The sequence below is a fragment of the Marinovum sp. 2_MG-2023 genome, assembly GCF_030548265.1.
Taxonomy (GTDB): domain Bacteria; phylum Pseudomonadota; class Alphaproteobacteria; order Rhodobacterales; family Rhodobacteraceae; genus Marinovum.
Genome location: NZ_JAUOSD010000028.1, coordinates 1 through 19,302 on the forward strand (window position 1 = coordinate 1; position 19,302 = coordinate 19,302).

Consider the following 19,302-nt stretch of genomic DNA (forward strand, 5'->3'; position numbering starts at 1 on the left):
TTTCGCATCTGTCTGCTCCTTCAGAGTTGGCGCAGACTCTACATTACGGTGAGGGATTTCGCGGGGGGCAGGTCAATACGCCAACGGCATCATAATGCGCTGCGGCGATGAGTGCTTGGCTAAGCCATCGCAAAATGAGAGAGCAGCCACGCCGACGAAATCGTCAGAATTTCTTGATCGACAAACTCGGCAACCTATGAGCTGCAGGTGCATATGAAAAAATCAAAAAAATTTACTTCGTCAAAAATTGAAATGACCATACATCTATTTACACAACGCGCTTCGATGAGGCTGAAACCAGAAATCGACAACCTAAATTTCTGATAGCTGAAAAGTGGGCTCATCGAAAAATCGACACCTAATCTTGACTAAATCATGAAGATTTGTCCGGTCCGAATGACCGTAATTAAGACTGCGCTACGAGAGTTTTCCAGTGTTGTCATGTAGGCACACGGAGGCTCAATAGATTGCCTATTGGGTCAACACGTCCCGCCGCGCTTAAAGTTAGGTCAAACATGTCGAACAGGAAAGCCATCGTTACCCAATCTGAAATACAGAGAGCATTAAAAGCGGCCAAGAGTTCCGGATACTCAGTCGCTAAGTTCGAGATTCTCCAAGACGGAGGTCTTAGAGTTTTTCTGGGGGAGCCCGGCAGCGAGGATGCGCCGAACGAATGGGATATTGGACTTAATCTCACATGAGTTGTTGCGCAGACAAGAAGTTTTGCGGCGTATCCGAGTATTCTGATCGCCACGGAAAAAAACGCTGGCGGTTTCGCAAGAGGGGTTTTTCTGCGGAGCTTGGTTCTGAATACGGCTCTAAAGAATTTTTGAGAAGATACGAAAATGCGGTTGCCGGCGTGCGCTTGAAACCAGGAGCTGGATTGGAAAAAACCGTTCCGAAATCAATTTCCGACTTGATCGCGAGATACTACAAGTCTCCCGAATTCCTTGGCCTCAAGTCCAGTACGAAGACAACATATCGGGGTATTCTGGAAAGATTCCGTGTTGAGCATGGCACTAAGAGCTCGGTCAGTATGGCCCGGCGGCATGTAAAGGCAATCCTTGCCGCACAGAATGATACGCCCAGTGCAGCCAACAATCTGAGAGGTAGGATTAAGGCACTGATGGATTTAGCCATCGACCTTGAGTGGAGAGCTGATAATCCGGTTCGGCATGTCAAACCTATAAAAACTCGGCCTGCAGGTTTTCACACGTGGACTGAAGAAGAGATTGAGAAATTCTATTCAGTACACGCTGTTGGATCGACGGCCCACATCAGCATGACGTTGATGCTCTATACAGGCGCGGCGCGTGCGGACGCTGTGAACTTGGGTTGGGAGAATGTTGACGGAGATCGCATACGTTACCGGCGTCAAAAAACTGAAGACAACGGCGGTGTTCTCATCGACATCCCTGTGCATTCCGTACTGCGTTCGGCGCTGGACGCATGTCCGATCAAAAATTTTACTTTCCTTCAAACAAAAGCTGGAAAAAATCGTTCGGCCAACGGACTCGGAAACAGTATGCGAAGCTGGCGCGACGCCGCCAACCTCCCGAAATGCGCCCCCCACGGCTTGAGAAAAGCCATTGCGAGACGTTTGGCTGGGGTCGGCGCATCCCCCCCCCCCATGAGATCATGGCCGTCACTGGCCACGCTACTCCGGCTGAGGTGACTAATACAAGGGACGCAAGTCGCCCTCCGCTTGCCGGTGAAGCTTTCACGAGGCTGGGCCGGATCCAAAAGGGGGGGCAAAACTTGACGAGCCAAAATCTCAGGTTCGCCAATCATCCCCCATAAACCCTTATGAATAAAGGACAAAATATGAAGGTGGCGGAGACGAAGGGATTCGAACCCTCGAGACGGTTTCCCGCCTACTCCCTTAGCAGGGGAGCGCCTTCGACCACTCGGCCACGTCTCCACCGACGCGTATAGCCAAGCAAACAAAGGGAATACAAGGCGAAACTGCCCTCATTGCAAAAAAAATCCCTTCCGTCAAAAACCGCTTCAAGTGGCACCGAGAGGCACGGAATGGCACCGAGTTTGGGCAAGATCTGGTCAATTTCCCCTACAGCGAAAGCGCCCTCGAACGCGTCAAGCGGTTTGTGAAGCCGCGCAGACCGAACGCGCCCTTGGACCTGTCGCGACCGTTTCCGCCCGGTCGCGCGCGATCCGATCTCCTTCGCAGAAGGAGGCACGGACATGAAGAACAACAGCAAGGACCCGGGTTCGGCGAGCGCCGAAGAGCTTGCCAAGTATTGGAGACTGCCGTCGCCCCGGGCTGCCCGGGAGCTCGCGCGAGCGGTCGGCGTTCGTCATGTCGGCGGCCTTTACCCGTGGCATTCCATTTGGAAGGCTGAGGGCCTTGCGCCACCGCCACGTTCGCGCTGGGACGAACTGAAGCTGCCACACTGCGCGGCTGACGACGTCGCGAGCATTTTGGGGGAGTCGCCGCGATCCGCCCGGCGGCGCGGCTTGGCAAAGCCTGATGCGAGTTTTCCAGACCCGATCCCGCTCCGGAAAAAGCCGATGCTCTGGCGAAGGGCACAGCTACGCGCTTGGCAGGCAGGGTTGCCGGTTCCTCACTATAAGCGCGCCGCGACGACAGCACCGTGCTCGCTGAAAACCCCTAAGCCCCGTCAGCAGAAACCTGTCTGCAACTCATTTGATCCTTGGGCTGCTGCACGATCCGCGGCCACCGGGAACGATTAAATGACACCCCCGACGAAGAACGGAAAAGATGACAAACACCCGGCAAGATTGTTCCGGCTTTTCTTGCAGGGTGCCTGTCAATTTCCGCTTCGTCACAACGAAGAACGGCCAATCTGAACGATGAACGGCCAAATCAAGGAAATGACACCCATGACTTTCAATCCCTTTGAAGATAGTTTCCAGGGCCTTGGCGACAAAGCGACATCCGGAGCGAAGAACCTCCAGAATGTGCTCGAGTGGCTCGAACGCGACGAATGCCCTCTCGGGGTTGCCGCTCGGCGAACCTATGCGCAAGCCGTCCGAAAAGCGGCAAGGCTGATTGGTCGGGCGCCTGACCGAATTCCGGCTTGCACGGCGCAGTTTCAGAGCATTTTTCAAAACAAGGACTACGATCGCTCCTGGGGCAAGACCTTCTGCGCTGCAAAGCGCTGGAAGCGCAACGTCTCGGCGGCGATCAATGGCGCGACCGGCACGATCGCGGCTCAGAAGGAGCGCAGGGCGCGGCGCGACGATTGGGCCACGCTTCTGGCTGTGCTGTGGGAAATCGCAGAGAAGGACCTTCCCTCTCCGTTCGAGGTTCATCCGAAGCAGCTCATCTGTGTCCAAAGCTGCGCGGATACCGCCAGAAAGCTGGATGTTCGCGTAACCGACCTCGACCGGGACCTCGCTTTGTCCCTGTACCGAGAGGCCCCCACGAAAGCGGCAAAGGACGCTGTCGTAGATGCGCTCGGTCTCATCGAACAGTCACGAGTCCTAACAGATCTGCGGATACAGCGCATCCTGCCACCCCAGGCCATTGGCTTCGTCCGCCCAGAACGCGCCGAGAAAGTCGCCATTCCGGGATCCCTGATGCAGGAGTTGGAAACTTGGGTTCACCTCGCAACACGGGGCCGCTGGTCCATAACAGACAATGGATTTGTGGGCGGTGTCTCACCCAAGCCCTACCACAACGCCGCCAAGAAGATTCTTACGACTGCGGAACGCGCCGGCGCTTTGAAGCTCGTTGGACTGAACACCATCGCGTCTGCCTTCGATGAGCGCGTGTTGGTTGCCGTTGTTCAATTGCTTCGCGACCTGCACAAAAACGGTGGATCTGGCACCATTGCACCTCGCACGGCTCGGGGTTATTTCGAATGTCTCATTCCGCTTCTGGAGCGCAACGGTGAAGATGCGTCTTCCGTCAGAATGATTTTGAAGACGGATTCATGGCTGAAGGCCGGTCGCGTTAGTCGGACCGAGATGTCCCCGCACCTCCGCTCCTTCTGTCGGAATGTCGTAACCGACATGAACGCGCGGGTTCGGTTCCTTTCTCTTCACATCCAGCTCAGAAAGAAGGCAATTCTGCACCTGGAGGCTGCCCTGATGACGACAGGCCGAGAATCAGAGCGGCACCTCGAGAAAGCGCGTCGCCACGGGACTTGTGCGGCCTTCGCGGCTCTGGAAACCGACGCAATTCCGGCACGCGTCTCGAGTGTCTTAATGACGACCTTCCGCGGCGACGCCGCCTGGCTTCGCCTCGGACATCGCAAGGCGGACGACGGGCGCATCGCGATTCCGCCTGCATTCGTGAAGAACCGAAAGCCGCTTTTTGCGACAATATCGGCAACAAGCCGGCTACGCGGCCTGGAAACGCTTCGCTGGTATGAAGAGGTCATCCGGCCGCTCTTTAGCGACCAACAGGACAACGATCATTTCTTTCCAGCAGTCCGGCACCTCGGGCGGCCTCTACCTTACGCAACTTTCAAGTCGTGGTGGTCCGACTGCGCATCCGAATGCGGGTTTCCCGGCCTGAACCCACACATGTTCCGTCACGGTCAAGCCTCGATCCTCGTGGCTGAAAACCCTGGAAACTGGTCGCTTGTCGCCGCACGTCTCGGCGACACGGAAGCGGCCTGCCGAGACTTCTACACCTGGATCGATCAGGAAAAATTGGTGCTTGCCGGCCAGCGGGAACTGACGAAGGAATTTCCCAATGCAGCATGACTCGATCTCGTCGTGCGATCTCCTCAGGATCGAACCGGAGGACCGACCGCGTGGCAAACACACCCTTCGGATCCAGCGCTTTCAGCGCTGGTTGAAGGATCGCGATGTCCCCCATGTCGATCGCTTTGTCTTCCTGGATTTCGCCGCGGACGTTGCGACCCGCGGCGTCTTGGCCGACCTCCAGAAATCTCTTCTCCGTGTGTTTCCAGATCGGGGATGTTTGCGAGTGGAGTTGCATGCGGCCGTGGTCGATCACAGGCGACGCATCGATGGCGTCCGAATGAGGAGCGAGATCGTGCGCGCAGAGTGGTGGGGGCCGTTCCTGCCGCAGAGCAGGATGGACAAGCTCCACATCCATGAGGTCAGCCGCCTTGACGAGTGGCTGAAGTATCTTCACGAACGCGATATCCGTTTGCCCAAGTCGCAGGACTACATCGAGTTTGCCGAAAAGTGGGCTTCAGAAGTCCCGCTGACAGCTCTCAAGGCGACGTTCCACAAGCTGGAGGTCCCGCAAATTCCGTGGGTGGCGGAAGAACTCGACCTGGCGATTTCGGCCATACGAGCAAAAAGGTTCGGGTCCGGGAGAAAAGTGCGTTCCAGTTGGCGGCTCAAGAAGTCGGTGAGCAGGTACGCCTTGCCGACGGAGTGGCAGAATATTCTCGCTGATGTGGAAGCCGGCGGCGGCGAAGGCAAACCGCTCTCGTCGGGTTTTCTGCCTACCGTCGAGGTCGCACTGCGGACGCTATGTTTCTGTTGTAAGGACCTCGAGCTGCCATGCGAGATCAACAGAGGAACGGCCTTAGCACTTGTGAACGAGCTCAAGCGACGCGAAGCGACAAATGCGACGATCGAGATCAATATTTCTGCCCTCAGACGGTTTGCGGCGGTGCTTGGCCTTGATGGAGGGGTCATTGCTGATCTGCGCAATATCGAGCGGGACTTCTTCTTCAAGAAACAGGCCGATATCCCCAAGAAGTTTGCCAGGCTGGACGAGCTGGGCTCGTTAGAGGGTGTTCTCGGGCGCGCGATTGACTTGCTCGCCGCCTCGCGATCCGAGCGATCACTCGAACTCCGCGTGGCGAAGCTGAACGCGGCCGCCACGATTGCGCTTTTTTCGCTGATCCCGCTGCGTGTCAAAGATACTAATCTGCTCTGGGGCGTTCATGTGACCCATACTGGGCAGCGGTATCGGCTCGACGTGCGCACCAGTAAGTGTGGCACGGAATTCCACGGTGAAATCTGTGACTTCGTCACGCCATTTCTCGACGCACTGCTATTGCGTGGATGCGATGAAACATTTCTCGACAAGAAACGAAAGGTGGCGCTTCACTCGAAAAAGGTTCTGTTTGCACATGCGAATGGCCGACATATGTCAAACCGACGAGTGGCGAATCTCTGGCAACGTCACATCAAATGTGGTCCACATATTGCCCGCAGCGTTGTCCATACGGAACTCGGAAGGATAGGGAGAGAAGGCGTCGAGATGGCGCTTTCGCTGTGTGCTCAGCGGGACCTGAGAACCGCAAAGTTCTATCAAGGGAGGGCCATGCACGACGCATTGCTTCTCGAAGCGAACGGCCTCCTGCTTTCGGGGTTCTCGAATGAAATCATTGAAAAGCACTTCCCCCCTATCGATACAGAGTTGAAAATGCTTTTCTGAAGGCAAAAGTCGCCTGGTGATGAAAATCATCTCCCGGCGCTCGAAGGCGTTGGCCACCGATTAGATAGCAGCGCCCGACTGCCGCTGGCCCAGTACTTGTAGCGCCCGTTTTGCCGGGCTGGCGTGAGCATCTCCGCCACCAAGCGTTCTTCAGCTTAACCTAATCGCAACGGCCAAGAAGACGACCTGCTGTGCCCATCTTCATTTTTGATCTGATCGGACGAGACCAATCTCCTAAGCACCAAACTGGAGACACCGCATGACTGCAAACACACGACGTGACTTAATCGACGATACGATGGCCGGTCCCTACGGAGCTCTGCCTCTCGCAGATTTTCTACGCAAAAACGGCAGGCGTTGGGAAGGCAATGATCTGCCTGAAAACATCAAAAAAGGACCCAGCGGCCGGTGCTTTCGAAACGCTTGGGAACTGAGCCTTCGTCATGGGCTACCATACTGTGAAGGGTACGGTTGGGACTGCAAGCTGGGCGCGCTGCCATTCTATCATGCTTGGAACCTCTGCCCCAAATCCGGACGTGTCATCGACGCAACGTGGGCTGTCGGCACGGGAGCGCTCTATCTTGGGGTCGAACTAACATCAATACAACTGATGCGGATCATCGATCTCACCGGCTGCTTCGAGGTCTTGCAAGGTGGCCGCCGCGCTGCCGTTGAGCGTGTCGAGCAAGTTCTTGATCAGAAGCCGGTGTCGGTTGAATAAGCCGCCCTCGCGTCAAAATTAGCGCCGAAAAGAGCGGAATCAGCGAATGACGACTTCTCGTCCTGACCGACGGGCCGTCGCGAACGGCCCAAATGTATGTGTCGGCTGCTGTTCGCAATCGAGAATTCGGCACGACTTCGGAAATCGCTCATATGTATCCGGCCTGTTGATCGGCTCGCGGGCCGTGGCCTTGATGGGGTTACGCACGCTCCGTGGTCTCATTACCGGCAAGGTCCATTACGACCATTTGGGCCGTCAGACTCTGGGGGCGTATTTTCTCCGTTCCATGCTGTCCTCTCTATCGCGAACTCCTTCGTGACCGTGGAAGGCGTCAGATCGCTTCCATGGCCGCGTCTTTTGGCGCGTCGAACCGGGTGCCGTGCCGCAGAAGGCTCCAGGCGGTTCGAGCGAGTTTGTTGGCAAGCGCAATGGCCGCCTTGTTTCGTGGCATACGGGCGACCGCCTCGGTCAACCACGGGCCGAAACTGAAGTCGGACCATCGGTGTGGCCGCATCATGATCACTTTCGCGGCCTGCACGAACAACATCCTAAGGTAGCGACTGCCGCGTTTGGTGATCCGGCCGAGGATCGTTCGCCCGCCGGTGCTGAATTGTCGGGGCACCAGACCAACCCAGGCTGAAAAATCGCGCCCCCTGTCGAACGCCTCACCTTTGCCGACGGCTGCGACCATCGCCGTCGAGATCATTGGCCCGATGCCGGGTATCGTCATGATGTTGGCGCAGTTCTCTTCGGTGCGGCTGATCTCTTCGATCTCGCCGGAGACGTCCCCGATCCGTTTGTCCAGCCAGAGCCAGTCGCCATAAAGCCCGATCAGGATGCCACGCATTCGAGGTGAGATCTCATCCCGCCGCTGTTCGAGGATCGTTTCGAAGGAATTCTTCAGCGCCCGCAGCCCCGACCTGACGGTGATGCCCTGCTCGATCAGGAAGGCCCGGATCTGGTTGATGGTGGCCGTGCGCCGCGATACCAGCCGTGCCCGGACCCGGTGCAGGGCCTGAAGGTCGAGCTGATCCTGGTCCTTCTCTGAAACGGTCCGAAGGTTAGGCCGCAACGCGGCTTCGGCGATCGCCTCGGCGTCGTTGTAATCGTTCTTCTGGCCCTTGTTGAACGGCTTCACGTAAATCGTCGGTATGATCCGCGGCTCGAACCCCATGCCCCGCAGCGTTCGGCTGACAAAATGGGCGCTGAGGCAAGCCTCCATTCCCACGATGCAGCGTGGGAGTTGCTCAAAGGTGGCGTTCAGAGCCAAGCGCTTGATCTGCTTGCGCATGACCAGTTGGCCGACGCGGTCGAACCCGACCAGATGAAACGTGTCCTTGCCGATATCGACACCGACGACGGCAAGGTCTTCGAAGCTTCCTGACTTCTTTGCACACATGGCTACTTCTCCTTGATGCACGGTTGATCCCTCTTCAGGATAACCCAACGGTGGGGAAGCAGCCGACACATCCCATTACCTGCCTTTCACCATCGCTCACGACGCTGCATCGCAGCACTCCGAAAGGCTACGGTCGCCTGCGGGAAGGCGGCTTGGGGCCGCTGGTTCACGCAATTCGCGGTCCTCGGACATCAGGTCAAGCAAGTTCGGCGCGTCCAACCCTAATAGGGATTGTGCCCAAGTTCGAACTAAGGAAAGCTCCGGCCGGTTCAGTTTCAATACGAGGGTTCCAAAATGACGTTGCAGGAAGAAGTGGCCAAACTTGTTCTCGTCATCGAAAATGAGCAGCCAGTTCCGGCACTTGCGTTGAGCGAGTTGCTTGCCTCTCTTGCAAGAGATTATCGCAAACAAAACCGAGCCAGAACACTTGTAGTCGCGCGGGTCGAAGATGGATCAATCTTGATCACCCTGTTGGACATGGCTCAAGCGGCATTACCTTATACCAAGAGTGCTGTCGAAGTTGCGAAGGGAGCTAAAGCATTAATTGAATTTGGCAAAACTCTTACCGGATTGCTAAAAGCGAAGAAGAATGATCAAGCGGCAGTCGAACAACCTCAAGCAAAATCCCCAACTCGATCCATAGAAAAAATTTTGAAGCTTGCGGTAGATGCAAATTGCAGCGTGCGGCTCCGGCAGGTCGAAGCCGACGGGAGCTGCCTTGAAGTTGAAGTTACGCCTTCGGAAGCTGTGGCAATCCGGAAGAGCGAGCAGGATGCGAAGGAGGCAAGTGCGCTCGACGGTTCGCCCATTTTTCAGGAAAGAGTTCCGGAAGTAAAACGCGCCGTAGAAATCGCTGATGAGTTGGAACGGCTTCAGATATCAGACGAGTTGTCGGCCAGCGGCGCTCTGCAAATCATCCTCGGTATAATCAAACGGTCCGGCGATGCCGAGTTGCTCATGTCTGTCGCGATGGAGTTAGAGGGGCGTGGTTATAAAGATCTCGCGGCTACAATCAGGAACGCCTGATACATTGACCGTTGTCGAACGGCCCGGGCCGCTGCTCATGACAAGCGCTGGTCGCGCTTGGTTCGGCACCTTGTAGACATTCGAGCCTGGCGCGACGCATGACCGGTCCCAGCCCAGTAAAGACCTTTAAGCTTGCACGGCCGCCTCCGGGTCAGCGGGCAAGGCGACAATGTTGTCAGCACCGAACCAGGCTGTGAGCCGCATCATCGCATTTTCACTGAGCACTTGCGTAAACATGATTGCAAGGCGAACCTTGGGCCGTGAACAGGCCACGTAGAACAGATTGCGATTGTTTTCGAAGAACTCGATTTTGGCGGCGGGCGGACCAGGTTCGATCCATTCGAGCATCTGAGCAAAATTATATTTGTTCCATCCGCGACCGACGACCACCAGCACGTTCTCGAACTCTGCGCCCTTCACGCTGTGCTTCGTGGCAAAAGGAGTATGTCCATCAATGAACTGATCAAGGGCAATTAACTCGGTGTAGGAGACCGCACGCAATTTCCGCAATTGGTTGACGCGGCGGGCTTCCCCTTCGATTGGTTCGGGCCCCGCGTCGGCCAGTTGTTGTTCGGCTTTTACAACAGGCTCTGGTAGACGCATGTGCGGCTGACCCCCAATGAAGTCTACAACCTCGCCGATCGTTCCCGATGCTCGCAGCGCGATCAGTGCATTCATGGTATCCGACCATGCCACCTTGTCCGCGTGCTTTTGGACTTTGGGCTTTTCGGTTCCGAGGTATCCGAACATTTCACCGTAACGCTTTGCCTCGTAGGCAGCGCAGGCCGGCTCCAGCTGATCAGTCAGAAATTTAATGTGAGGATCGTCCTTTTTCAGCCAAGGATCGTTGAATTGGCCGTAGATCGGCGGAATGCTCGCATATCCCTGCTCGCGCGCAAGGACACTGTGGCTGAGCATGAGAATTTTGGTTTTCCCGACCGCGAAGTCCCAGCCCTCGGCCGCAAGTCGATTTCTGATATGGGCGAAATAGGCCTTCGCTGCCTCGGGGCTTGTATCACCGGTCCAATGACCGCCGCCCTGTCCGGTTCGCCTGACACCAGGCCAGAGATTGGTATGAAACACGCGCGCCTCACCCTGCACGGCAGGGTCACGCACCATTTGCGGCAACGCTGGCCGCATTCGATTTAGAACCTGAACGATCGCATCGGCGGATCGGAAATTAGCGTTTTTGTCGATCACTTCCAGCGCTGCGTGCTCGACCAAGCCGCATCCCTCGCCATAGATCTTTTGCCAGTGATCGCCGAACAGGCCGAGTTTAGGACCTCGACCCATGTCCAGAAACCGTGCTTTGATCGCATCGACGAAACCGGCGTTAGTGTCTTGGTATTCGTCGATGAGCAGAATGGGATACCGAGCCGTCAAAATCGATCGGAACTTCGGATAGGCAAGGGCACGCTTCATCAGCTCCAAAACGTCATCATGCCGAAGTGTTACCTGCTGGTCGTTGACGCTGGGATATCCCAGTTCGTAGTGGACCCGGCGCGCTCCAATGCCTCCAACAGGTTCGAGGCGTTCGGCCCAGCCGTCAAGAGCGGGCACAAGCGTGCGGAGCGCGGATTGGAAATCTTGTAGGACGGACCAACAAAAGCCGTGGATCGTCTCGGGACGCACGGCCGGATGAGCTTGGATGCGGGAGATAATCTCGTCCTTGGCGACGTTGGTGTAAGTGATGCAGCCGACTTGCTGGCCGCGACGAAGAAGCTCAGCGCCCCGGCGGTCGATCAGGCGACGAAGTGCCTTGTCGAGCGAGTAGGTCTTTCCAGCGCCAGCACCTGCCTCCAGACGAAAGCTGTGTCCCTCGTCGAGACAAGCGAACAGTCGCTCAAGGGCGACGCGTCCGGCGGCATCTGCGGGATTTTCCGCTTCCTCAGCCATTGTCGCCATCCTCGGCCAAGTTCACTGCTACGCCGGCGGCATCTGCCACGATCTCAACCGCGACAGCCGGAGCTGGGGTCACCGGTGCAGGATTGCCCTCCGCCAGCCATCGCAGCCCCTCTGCGATATATCGAGGGACGTTCCAGTCCGTATGCTCGATTGCGTGCTGAAGGGCGAAGGTAGACTTCTTCTGATCTCCGGCCAGGGTATAGGCGGCAAGCGCTCGGTCGCCCTCCAGGGGGAAGCGCGCGGGATTGGCCAGAATGAAGGCGTCCTCAAAGCTTCGGCCGCACGGTCCTTCGGCCGCTTCGGGTATCTGGAAGGCGACTCGGCGAACGCCGATCATTTTATCAGTTGCGTTCTTTCCCAACAGCACCTCGGGCGAAACATCGTCCGCAAACCAAGCTTTCAAGCATCCGTTGCTGGTAAACACACCATCTGCGACCGGCACGGCAACACGCTTCCCGGCATCGTTGGGCTTCACTGTGTCGATGTCGGTGATGATGAGAGTGCGCAATTCGAGAAACGAAAGAAGATCGAAGAAGCGGTGGGCATAGGCGCCGCCAACCTCCATCACGGTGAGATACTGTCTGCCGAGCTGCGGTTGGCCAGCGGCTGCGCTATCGGTCTTACGGATCATGGCCGGAAGCAGAATGCGCTCCGCCGTCCCCTCGATTAGGACCGCCTTGTCGGCGAAGAACAGATCGCAACGGGTCAAGGTTAGATACTGATGCAGGAACTCGCGATCGGGCTCCGGGGCGCTACCCATACCCTTGCGCAGATCCTTCACGAGTGAACGCCGCATGCCCTCGCCATCTGGCACCGAGAAGAAATAGCGCATGGCCTCGAACCGCGCTTCGTTCGCCATGTGGGGAGAGTGGGTGGTGACGACAAACTGGACCGGCCACGGCCGGTTCTCATTGAGTTGGGCGACGAAAGCGTTAGTGATCTGATCGAGCTGCCGGATGAATACTTCCTGCATCTGGGGATGCAGATGCGCCTCCGGCTCTTCGATGAAGATTAGATGCACCCCAGCCGCGGGCTGCTCGGCCTGATATTCGCGGAAAAAGCGCAACAACTGGAGCAGCATATAGACAAGGTTACGCACACCGAGACCATTGTAGGTTTCGGGCAAGGTCATGCCATTGACGCCGACATAGCGAACCTTGGTGTGATCGCTCAGCAGCTTTTCGACGTCGAAGCTGGTCTCGGTAACGAGGCCCGGATCTGAGAGGCCGGGATATCCGAACAGGTCAAACGTCGGCAGGAGCGAGGTGAGCTTGGTGTTGAAGCCGGTATGTAGGTCGCTTTGGATTTGCTCCACGGCGTCGTTCAGCTGCTCAGCTGTTGTTCGCTTCTCTGGATCGATGGGATCGGTCAGCGCCGACTGAAAGAGCACCTCTATGATCTTCCCCAGAACGTCCCGCTCGCGATGCGTGTCGTCGTCCAAGCCTCGCTGTGCATTGATGAAGCTGCCCCGGATCAATGTTGTAAGCGTTTTCGGCTCCAGAGATTTTCGATTGGTCGGATCATTTGGATCAACTGCCTCCAGAGATGCCGCGTAGGCGCCTTGTATGCGGTTGCCCAACGCCCGGAACAGGTTCCGGCGGTTGATCGCGTCTTCATCGCCAACAAGGAGATCAGCGAAAAGCGCTCCAGGCGCGGTTGGCTTGGGGCTATAGCTAAGAACAAGTCTTGCGTCACTGCAATCTGGGTCGAGATCGACGATGCATTCGCTCAAGGGGCCGAGGTCAGGGGCATCAATATCGTAGGTGATGTCGAAGGTGATCTTAATGGATGGCAGAAGTGCGATGACGTCGGACGCCGGCGTCCCCGCGTTGCTTGCTTCAAATGCAGTCCAGAAGCACTCGTGACATCCCAAGGAAAAATCCTCGATCCTAAACGCTGGCAACCTATCGCCGAGGAGCCTCCTAAACAGTTCCGCAATCGACGTCTTGCCACTGTTATTCCGGCCGACAATCAATGTGGTGCGATTTTCAAACCCTATCGCGACATCGCGCAAGAGTCGAAAATTCTCGATCTGAACTTCCTTGATCTTCACCCGTGTCCCCTGTTCCTAATTGATTAAAAAGTGACCCAAATTCCCGTCGAGTGACCCAAATCGCTACGTGCAATTTATTAAATGTCAGCAATATCGGAGTGGCGGGATATTTACTTCGACATCGGTCGAGCGACTGTTCCAATACACGTAGAACCGCAGAATAAAACTGTCTTCATTGTGGGCTCAGGCCGAGATTAGCCTCAGACAAATCCAGTGCGGCTCAATCCCCTGGCTCAGTGCATCAATCACTGATTCTTGTAACTATCTCCTCATAAGTCATGCCTTTGGGTGCGGAATCCAAATAGGCTCGAATCCCACTGCGATCCGCAGCCATCGCGATCATCCGAGTGTGCTCTCTTTCCTTATAGTTATTCATGGCAGCATTACCGGTAGTGCGGAACTTCTCAAGTGCCGCACTACCTGTCTCGGACATTTCTTGATGGTAGCTGTAGACTTGGCCCCTACCGAAGGCGCGATCAAGATAGATCAACTGGCCGGGTGTGTTGATCTCCGGCCGGGCGGTAGAAGCGAGGCTAACATCGGTCTTTTTACCGCTTAGCTCGAACCAAGCATGTGACATTAGCACCTCATCGTTGCCGTCGATGTCATAGCCAACCACCGTTTCAACGATAATTCCATGATTGTTCTTGATGTATTCATGGAGGAAAAAGGCCGAGTGGTAGAACACACCGCTGACTTGTTCCGGATGGATGAAGCGATCAAAGAGGGCCCGGGAGGCGTCGCAAACGACACGCTCTTCCGCCGTCAGCGCATCGAGCCATTTCTGAAGATCTGCCGCTTTCCGCTTAGCCTCACCCATTCTCTCCCCCCATTCGCGCCACCACAAAGATTGCCGTGGCGCGTGCAGTATGTCCATGCCTGAACAAGCGCTTATTGGCGCATGCTGGTCATTCATGAGGGACGCAGCGAAAGTCGGCAGTCCGCCCGAGTGACATGAAGGACAAGGCTGGTTGTCTTGCCCGTTGAGCGGAAATTTTCTGCGGTCGGCCAACCTGCTCGCACAGCTGCGTCGCAAGGCAGCCTTGCGCCGTAGCGAAGCGAGCTTGGCCTGTGCAACTCGTGTTGATCCGGTGCTGCGATCGGTCGCTTTGGTCGTTCGCGAACGTCGCGCGGGCGGAAGTCATCAGAAGGACCATGCGCTATCGCGACTTCAACACTGCGCTGGCGATTCCGGCGCGGAAATTTCAGCCTCGTTCGGAAACTGGCCTAACAGGAGCGACGCCTTGTAAGAGCGGTCCTCGTGCCTTGTCGCTCTGAGATTGATAAGCCAATCGATGACCCGGCTTGGAGAACTTGCCGGCCAGTGTAGGCGCACCTGCGAACTCGCCGGCGCTGCAATTTGCTTGCTTTCCAGTCGCTGCGCAGCGGGTCGAGCGGATTGAACCTGCAAATCCACGCTATTCGGCTTTTTACACCATCGCGCCTAAGGTGTTGTCCTTGAACACCTCGTGCACGTTGGTGTCATCTCCGTATTAATCGGGGCGACATTTGACACCCGGATTTCGACCTTCTCTTTGTTGCGCGCGCCCGAGAAGTCGTCGCGTTAAGGAGGCAAAATTTTTTCCTTACTACCCGGAAAAATGCTTCGCCTCCAGCGCATCCGGCCAATCTCACTTGTGACAGACGAAACGAGCGAGGCGCCTACCAGTAGAAAAACGCAACCGCTGACCTTTCGCTGATCTCGGCGCCGTCCAAGCGAGGTTCGAGACACAGCGACCGGCGGCGCAACGGACCTCCGATCCTTCCTGACCCGGGACGAAGCCCGGACGAAACAATCACAAGGAGGACCCCCATGTTTCATTCGAGAGAAACCACAAGCACGGAAGCCCGCTCCATGTCGGCCGGCGAGCTGGCCCTGAGGGAGTTTTTGTCCCATCACGACACCGCGCTCGACCATGCTGCCGTTCTGCTCGCAGACCGGCGCGGCGCGCGGCTCCTCAACACGATCCGCGACGGCCTGGAACAGCCCGGGTCGCTCACGCGCCGTCTCCGCCGCCTGCTTCTCCAGCTGCGCGCGATCCTGCTCCTCGAGCAGGTCGATGAAGAGGAGTGGGGGAGCGAAGGATGTTTTGCCCTGCTCGAACCCGAGGACCCGATCGTCCCCGAGCTCTGCCTGCTCGCCGACGGCCTCGACGATGCTCTGCGCAGCGCGGGGATCGCTCCAGCCGAAGACGAGCGGATCATCTGATGTCCTGTCCCGGCCGCCACGCGTCCAGCGCGGCGGCCGGGGTCACGCAGTCTCTCACGAAGGAAAATCCGCCACCCTGCCACTTTTTCCTTCGTGTTCCCGAGGAATGGCCAATTTCTTCGTCATCAGAAAAAGATACCGGCCCAATTTGCCGGCCGAAAGGAGCCAGCCCGATCCACCTCTCTTCCGCGATGCACGGACCATGACGCCGATGAATCAGGCACCACCAGCACCATTCGTTCATGCATGAAAGGGAGAAAAAACATGCTCAACTCCACCACCCTCAACACCAGCCAAGCCCGCTTCGACGCGGTGGCAGGGACAGAGAAACACCTGCGCCGGCACGGCGCGGGCCTCTGCGACCTCTTGGACGCGCTCGACGACCGGAGCGGCTTCGACGCCCTCTGCGATCTGCACGGCGCGTTCTCGGACCGGTTCCCGGATGCCGACGCCGTCGAGCAGGCCCTCCGCGACATTCGCCGCGTCCTATCGGAACAGGCCCCCTCTGCGCTCGACCGCATCGGCCACGAGCGCAACCTGCCCGCGCCCGACATGGCGCGGTGGTATGGAGCCCGTGTCAGCGACCTGATCGCGAGATTCCGCCATGCCGGGTAAGCCCACACCGCGATGTGCCCTGCAGTTCGCGCGGCAGCGCCGTCTCGATGTCTATCCGGAGGAATTCGGTCTCGAGCAAGACATCTGTGACGTCACGCTCTGGCTCGTCCAGAAGTACCGCTTGCCGTCGGCCCTCGTCTGGGTCGACCGGCACTACGTGCACAGCGGCCGCCAGATAGCCGACATCACGGTCATGACGTCACCGCGACATCCCGATCCCCTGACCCCGGCGGGACGCGACGCTTTCCTCGCGCTCGGCTACGAGATCGACCATCCCGGCGCGGACACTTACGGCCACCAATGCTGCGACGGGAGGCATTCGCAACACGAGACCCTGCAGGCCTATGCGCGCATCGAAGCAGCGTTGCGAAGTTGGCGCGAGCGGTAAGCAAGCGCGAAAACCTGCAGCACAGGGCGGCATATGTCGCCCTTGCATTTTCCAAGTGCGTGCGAACCGTGTTGGTCAGTTAAGCGAATTCCATCCGTCGTTCGACACGCGCTCTTGATCGACGCTGCGCCTGCGCTCTCTCTACCAAGACGGGCGGGAAGCGGTTGTTCGCTGCGCCGTCGGCGGACGGCAGATAAACGCTGGCAACGCAGTCACCTCAAAAGAAATGCGCAATACTATGCGGCTAACCGAACCGATCGCAGCCACCAGAACCAGCCAACCTGGTTGTCGGCAACGGACAGGGGGGGTGATGCCGGAAGTCCAGCGGGTCTGGCAGGAAAACTTCCAATTCTACGGCGTGCGCAAGGTCTTGCGCCAGCTGCGCCGCGAAGGCTTCGATGTGGCGCGCTGCACGGTGGAACGCCAGATGAGTCGGCTGGGGATCCAGGGCGTTGCCCGGAGAAAGGCGCGAAAAACGACGAGCCCGGACCCGGACATGCCCTGTCCGCTGGACAAGAAGAACCGGCAGTTCCGAGCGCCCGCACCGAACTGCCTGTGGGTCAGCGATTTCACCTATATCTCCACCTGGCAGGGCTTCGTCTATTTTGCGTTCGTAATCGACAACTTCGCCAACAGGATCGTGGGCTGGCTGGCCTCTCGGTCCCAGCAGACACAGTTCGTCCTCCCCTCCCGGGATCATGCGGCGCATGACCCTGCCGGGCAATGGATGCTCTCGAACAGGCCCTGTGCGAACGCCGACCCGGGAAGGGCCTGACCCATCATTCAGACCGCGGAGGGCAAGGCGGATTCAACGGGTTGTCGCAACACCCCGTTTTAGGAGGTGTAGATAACAAAACCAGGCAGACGAAAGTCCGAACGTTCGACCCGGGACCAATTAAACTCTCCAGGAAGGCCGCCAGTCTGGCAACGTTAGAATCTATGCCGGTTCTTGCGGGCCGTTGCAGAGGGGCTATCCAGTGAGGATGCCGCGGTTGAAGCCGGTGGCTGGTCAATCGGCTCGCAATTTTAACTCCCCCGATCGGCGCTAAGTTCATGAGGCAAGGGAATGGTAGATTATGTCGATTATTTCTTGCAACAGGACCTCCGCGTGGTTCAACCAATTGTCGAGCACAGTGGATGAAGTGGTGGCAAACGGATCTTCCCGTGATGTATGCCGCACCCTCTCATTTAATCGCATCAGACACGGCCTTGCGAGCTCAAGCTTTTGCCTTGTATCAAGCGGCTCGCCATAGCGATCCAAATTTATACTGCTAAGTGTGCATATGTCATCAATCGCATCTTCGTGACCCGTAAGGTCGAGCAGATCCTCCAAGCTACCCAATTCGCAGTCCAGATAGCCATGCAGGCAATCCAGTGCGATTTCGATTGAGATAGCAATCTGAATCGGGGCCGTGAGTAAGGTGGTTCTGGACGAGACCATTTGCGCTTCCATTTCATAGCCATAACGCCAGTGCATGTAGGTCACTGACAGAAAAAATATTGAGCCGGATTCGACCATCAAGCGCGCAAAGAGGATCAGTCCGGCTCGTCTGAGCGCAATCGAACCGATACCTTCTCACCGAAACGAACCGGCTCACCTTCCTCGGGCCTAAAATCCCAGCCATAGGCAAGAAGCTGGTTAGCAAGGTCCTTTGGCGCGATCTTTCTGTAGCGATTTGCAGTGTCCGAGCGCCCCCACCCACCTTGATCGAGCAAAGCGGCCCAGTCCTTGGTCTGAGCGTAGAACCAGGTCGCCCAAGTATGGCGCAGCGTGTAAGGGACGACGTCCGGGCCGAACCCGGCTCCATCACGCACCTTTCCGAAGGCGACCGCCATCTGCGCGCCCCGATTTGGATGGATTTTGTAGGGGCGGCCATTCGGAGCCGGGAAGGCCGGACCGTAGGCAGGTATCTCGCCGACCAGCTCAATCGCGCGCCTTGGCAGGACGACGAAGCGCGGTCGAAAAGTAGTCTTGGTACCCGGCAACCACCACTCCCGCGTGGCGGGATCCCAACCTTTCCCATCAAGCGCCATCGTCTCGCCTGGCCCTGCACCGGTGCCGAGCATGAAGGCGATCTTGCGTAGGGTCTCGCGTCTGGGGTCACGCAGACCAATCGCTTCGGGGTCGCTGGCAACCTGAAGCATCGTCTCCGCCTCTCCTGGGCTAAGCCAACGAACCCTCCGCGTGTCGGTAGACTTCTGTCGACGCTTACCAGCGGTGAAATTTTGTATTGAACGTATGGGAACGCGAACCTGACGCCGGATCGTATCGGGCCGCGCTTCGGGGTATAGATCTGCGGCAGCCTCCATGATGCGGACTTCGTCGATGTCCTCGATGAATGAATCGCGTCCAAAATACCGCTTGAGCTTAGGAAGGAACCGGGCTTCTCCCCCACCTGCCTCGTACAACTCCGCTGCCCTTACGAAGGATGTCTTCCTCGGCTTTTGTTCCGTCTGGAGCTCGTCCTGCCAAGCTGAATGATAAATTCTCTCTGCCAGCTTCTCGGCGATCTTACGTTGGGTCTTATCGCCTACCGGAAGCCTTCTGCGGATGCGACGTGAGCCTACCCGAAAGTCGATGCTCCAGGCCGCGTGTCTCTCGTTCCAGACTGGGGTCCATGGATTTGCCAA

At 57.4% G+C, this 19,302-nt stretch carries 14 protein-coding genes, 1 tRNA gene and 1 pseudogene; 9 read left to right on the forward strand and 7 right to left on the reverse strand.

Annotated features, from left to right (window positions below; all coding sequences use genetic code 11):
- The first annotated feature begins 697 nt into the window (after nucleotides 1–697).
- Complete coding sequence (locus Q4577_RS20585; RefSeq protein ID WP_303472441.1) at nucleotides 698–1,675, forward strand: tyrosine-type recombinase/integrase; 978 nt, start codon at nucleotides 698–700, stop codon at nucleotides 1,673–1,675.
- Nucleotides 1,676–1,831: 156 nt separating this feature from the next.
- Here the strand turns inward: Q4577_RS20585 and Q4577_RS20590 are convergent.
- Nucleotides 1,832–1,921, reverse strand: a tRNA-Ser gene (locus Q4577_RS20590).
- A gap of 941 nt (nucleotides 1,922–2,862) precedes the next feature.
- Here Q4577_RS20590 and Q4577_RS20595 point away from each other — a divergent pair.
- From Q4577_RS20595 to Q4577_RS20605, 3 genes are all read left to right on the forward strand, one after another.
- Nucleotides 2,863–4,695 (forward strand): hypothetical protein, encoded by a 1,833-nt coding sequence (locus tag Q4577_RS20595; RefSeq protein WP_303472443.1) that lies wholly within the window; start codon nucleotides 2,863–2,865, stop codon nucleotides 4,693–4,695.
- Nucleotides 4,685–6,355 (forward strand): hypothetical protein, encoded by a 1,671-nt coding sequence (locus tag Q4577_RS20600; protein WP_303472445.1) that lies wholly within the window; start codon nucleotides 4,685–4,687, stop codon nucleotides 6,353–6,355. Before Q4577_RS20595 ends, Q4577_RS20600 begins: the two co-directional genes overlap by 11 nt.
- 259 nt (nucleotides 6,356–6,614) lie before the next feature.
- A complete protein-coding gene (locus Q4577_RS20605) occupies nucleotides 6,615–7,076 on the forward strand; it encodes a hypothetical protein (RefSeq protein ID WP_303472447.1) in 462 nt (153 codons plus the stop codon).
- 331 nt (nucleotides 7,077–7,407) lie between these two features.
- Here Q4577_RS20605 and Q4577_RS20610 read toward each other — a convergent pair whose 3' ends face one another.
- Nucleotides 7,408–8,475 (reverse strand): IS110 family transposase, encoded by a 1,068-nt coding sequence (locus Q4577_RS20610; RefSeq protein WP_303472449.1) that lies wholly within the window; start codon nucleotides 8,473–8,475, stop codon nucleotides 7,408–7,410.
- A 294-nt stretch (nucleotides 8,476–8,769) separates the two neighbouring features.
- On the opposite strand from Q4577_RS20610, the gene Q4577_RS20615 reads away from it, so the two are divergent.
- Nucleotides 8,770–9,501, forward strand: a complete 732-nt coding sequence (locus tag Q4577_RS20615; protein WP_303472451.1) for a hypothetical protein — start codon at nucleotides 8,770–8,772, stop codon at nucleotides 9,499–9,501.
- A gap of 126 nt (nucleotides 9,502–9,627) precedes the next feature.
- Here the strand turns inward: Q4577_RS20615 and Q4577_RS20620 are convergent, their stop codons facing one another.
- The 3 genes from Q4577_RS20620 to Q4577_RS20630 all read right to left on the reverse strand — a co-directional run bounded on the left by Q4577_RS20620 (nucleotide 9,628) and on the right by Q4577_RS20630 (nucleotide 14,279).
- Nucleotides 9,628–11,397 (reverse strand): UvrD-helicase domain-containing protein, encoded by a 1,770-nt coding sequence (locus tag Q4577_RS20620; RefSeq protein ID WP_303472454.1) that lies wholly within the window; start codon nucleotides 11,395–11,397, stop codon nucleotides 9,628–9,630.
- The gene (locus Q4577_RS20625) at nucleotides 11,390–13,459 is read right to left on the reverse strand and encodes an ATP-dependent endonuclease (RefSeq protein ID WP_303472456.1); all 2,070 of its coding nucleotides are present in this window, start codon (nucleotides 13,457–13,459) and stop codon (nucleotides 11,390–11,392) included. Before Q4577_RS20625 ends, Q4577_RS20620 begins: the two co-directional genes overlap by 8 nt.
- Before the next feature lie 241 nt (nucleotides 13,460–13,700).
- Nucleotides 13,701–14,279, reverse strand: coding sequence for a hypothetical protein (locus tag Q4577_RS20630; RefSeq protein ID WP_303472458.1), 579 nt, complete (start codon nucleotides 14,277–14,279; stop codon nucleotides 13,701–13,703).
- A 993-nt stretch (nucleotides 14,280–15,272) separates the two neighbouring features.
- On the opposite strand from Q4577_RS20630, the gene Q4577_RS20635 reads away from it, so the two are divergent.
- The 4 genes and pseudogenes from Q4577_RS20635 to Q4577_RS20650 form a co-directional block, all read left to right on the forward strand.
- Entirely contained in the window at nucleotides 15,273–15,668 is a 396-nt protein-coding gene (locus Q4577_RS20635; protein WP_303472461.1) for a hypothetical protein, read from the forward strand.
- Nucleotides 15,669–15,932: 264 nt separating this feature from the next.
- Complete coding sequence (locus Q4577_RS20640) at nucleotides 15,933–16,283, forward strand: hypothetical protein (protein ID WP_303472463.1); 351 nt, start codon at nucleotides 15,933–15,935, stop codon at nucleotides 16,281–16,283.
- The gene (locus Q4577_RS20645) at nucleotides 16,273–16,671 is read left to right on the forward strand and encodes a hypothetical protein (RefSeq protein ID WP_303472465.1); all 399 of its coding nucleotides are present in this window, start codon (nucleotides 16,273–16,275) and stop codon (nucleotides 16,669–16,671) included. The genes Q4577_RS20640 and Q4577_RS20645 overlap by 11 nt, the downstream gene beginning before the upstream one ends.
- A 307-nt stretch (nucleotides 16,672–16,978) precedes the next feature.
- Nucleotides 16,979–17,472 (forward strand): annotated as a pseudogene (locus Q4577_RS20650) (IS3 family transposase); the annotation flags it as partial.
- Nucleotides 17,473–17,722: 250 nt separating this feature from the next.
- Here the strand turns inward: Q4577_RS20650 and Q4577_RS20655 are convergent.
- The gene (locus tag Q4577_RS20655; RefSeq protein WP_303567648.1) at nucleotides 17,723–18,148 is read right to left on the reverse strand and encodes a hypothetical protein; all 426 of its coding nucleotides are present in this window, start codon (nucleotides 18,146–18,148) and stop codon (nucleotides 17,723–17,725) included.
- Nucleotides 18,149–18,207: 59 nt separating this feature from the next.
- On the reverse strand, nucleotides 18,208–18,981 hold the full coding sequence (locus Q4577_RS20660) for a tyrosine-type recombinase/integrase (protein WP_303472501.1): 774 nt from the start codon (nucleotides 18,979–18,981) through the stop codon (nucleotides 18,208–18,210).
- Nucleotides 18,982–19,302 lie beyond the last annotated feature (321 nt).

What these genes read in the sequence shown, in the direction of transcription:
- Q4577_RS20585 (WP_303472441.1), top strand. Translation starts at nt 698, where the DNA reads ATGAGTTGTTGCGCAGACAAGAAGTTTTGCGGCGTATCCGAGTATTCT.
- Q4577_RS20595 (WP_303472443.1), top strand. Translation starts at nt 2,863, where the DNA reads ATGACTTTCAATCCCTTTGAAGATAGTTTCCAGGGCCTTGGCGACAAA.
- Q4577_RS20600 (WP_303472445.1), top strand. Translation starts at nt 4,685, where the DNA reads ATGCAGCATGACTCGATCTCGTCGTGCGATCTCCTCAGGATCGAACCG.
- Q4577_RS20605 (WP_303472447.1), top strand. Translation starts at nt 6,615, where the DNA reads ATGACTGCAAACACACGACGTGACTTAATCGACGATACGATGGCCGGT.
- Q4577_RS20610 (WP_303472449.1), bottom strand. Translation starts at nt 8,475, where the DNA reads ATGTGTGCAAAGAAGTCAGGAAGCTTCGAAGACCTTGCCGTCGTCGGT.
- Q4577_RS20615 (WP_303472451.1), top strand. Translation starts at nt 8,770, where the DNA reads ATGACGTTGCAGGAAGAAGTGGCCAAACTTGTTCTCGTCATCGAAAAT.
- Q4577_RS20620 (WP_303472454.1), bottom strand. Translation starts at nt 11,397, where the DNA reads ATGGCTGAGGAAGCGGAAAATCCCGCAGATGCCGCCGGACGCGTCGCC.
- Q4577_RS20630 (WP_303472458.1), bottom strand. Translation starts at nt 14,279, where the DNA reads ATGGGTGAGGCTAAGCGGAAAGCGGCAGATCTTCAGAAATGGCTCGAT.
- Q4577_RS20635 (WP_303472461.1), top strand. Translation starts at nt 15,273, where the DNA reads ATGTTTCATTCGAGAGAAACCACAAGCACGGAAGCCCGCTCCATGTCG.
- Q4577_RS20640 (WP_303472463.1), top strand. Translation starts at nt 15,933, where the DNA reads ATGCTCAACTCCACCACCCTCAACACCAGCCAAGCCCGCTTCGACGCG.
- Q4577_RS20645 (WP_303472465.1), top strand. Translation starts at nt 16,273, where the DNA reads ATGCCGGGTAAGCCCACACCGCGATGTGCCCTGCAGTTCGCGCGGCAG.
- Q4577_RS20655 (WP_303567648.1), bottom strand. Translation starts at nt 18,148, where the DNA reads ATGCACTGGCGTTATGGCTATGAAATGGAAGCGCAAATGGTCTCGTCC.
- Q4577_RS20660 (WP_303472501.1), bottom strand. Translation starts at nt 18,981, where the DNA reads ATGGAGGCTGCCGCAGATCTATACCCCGAAGCGCGGCCCGATACGATC.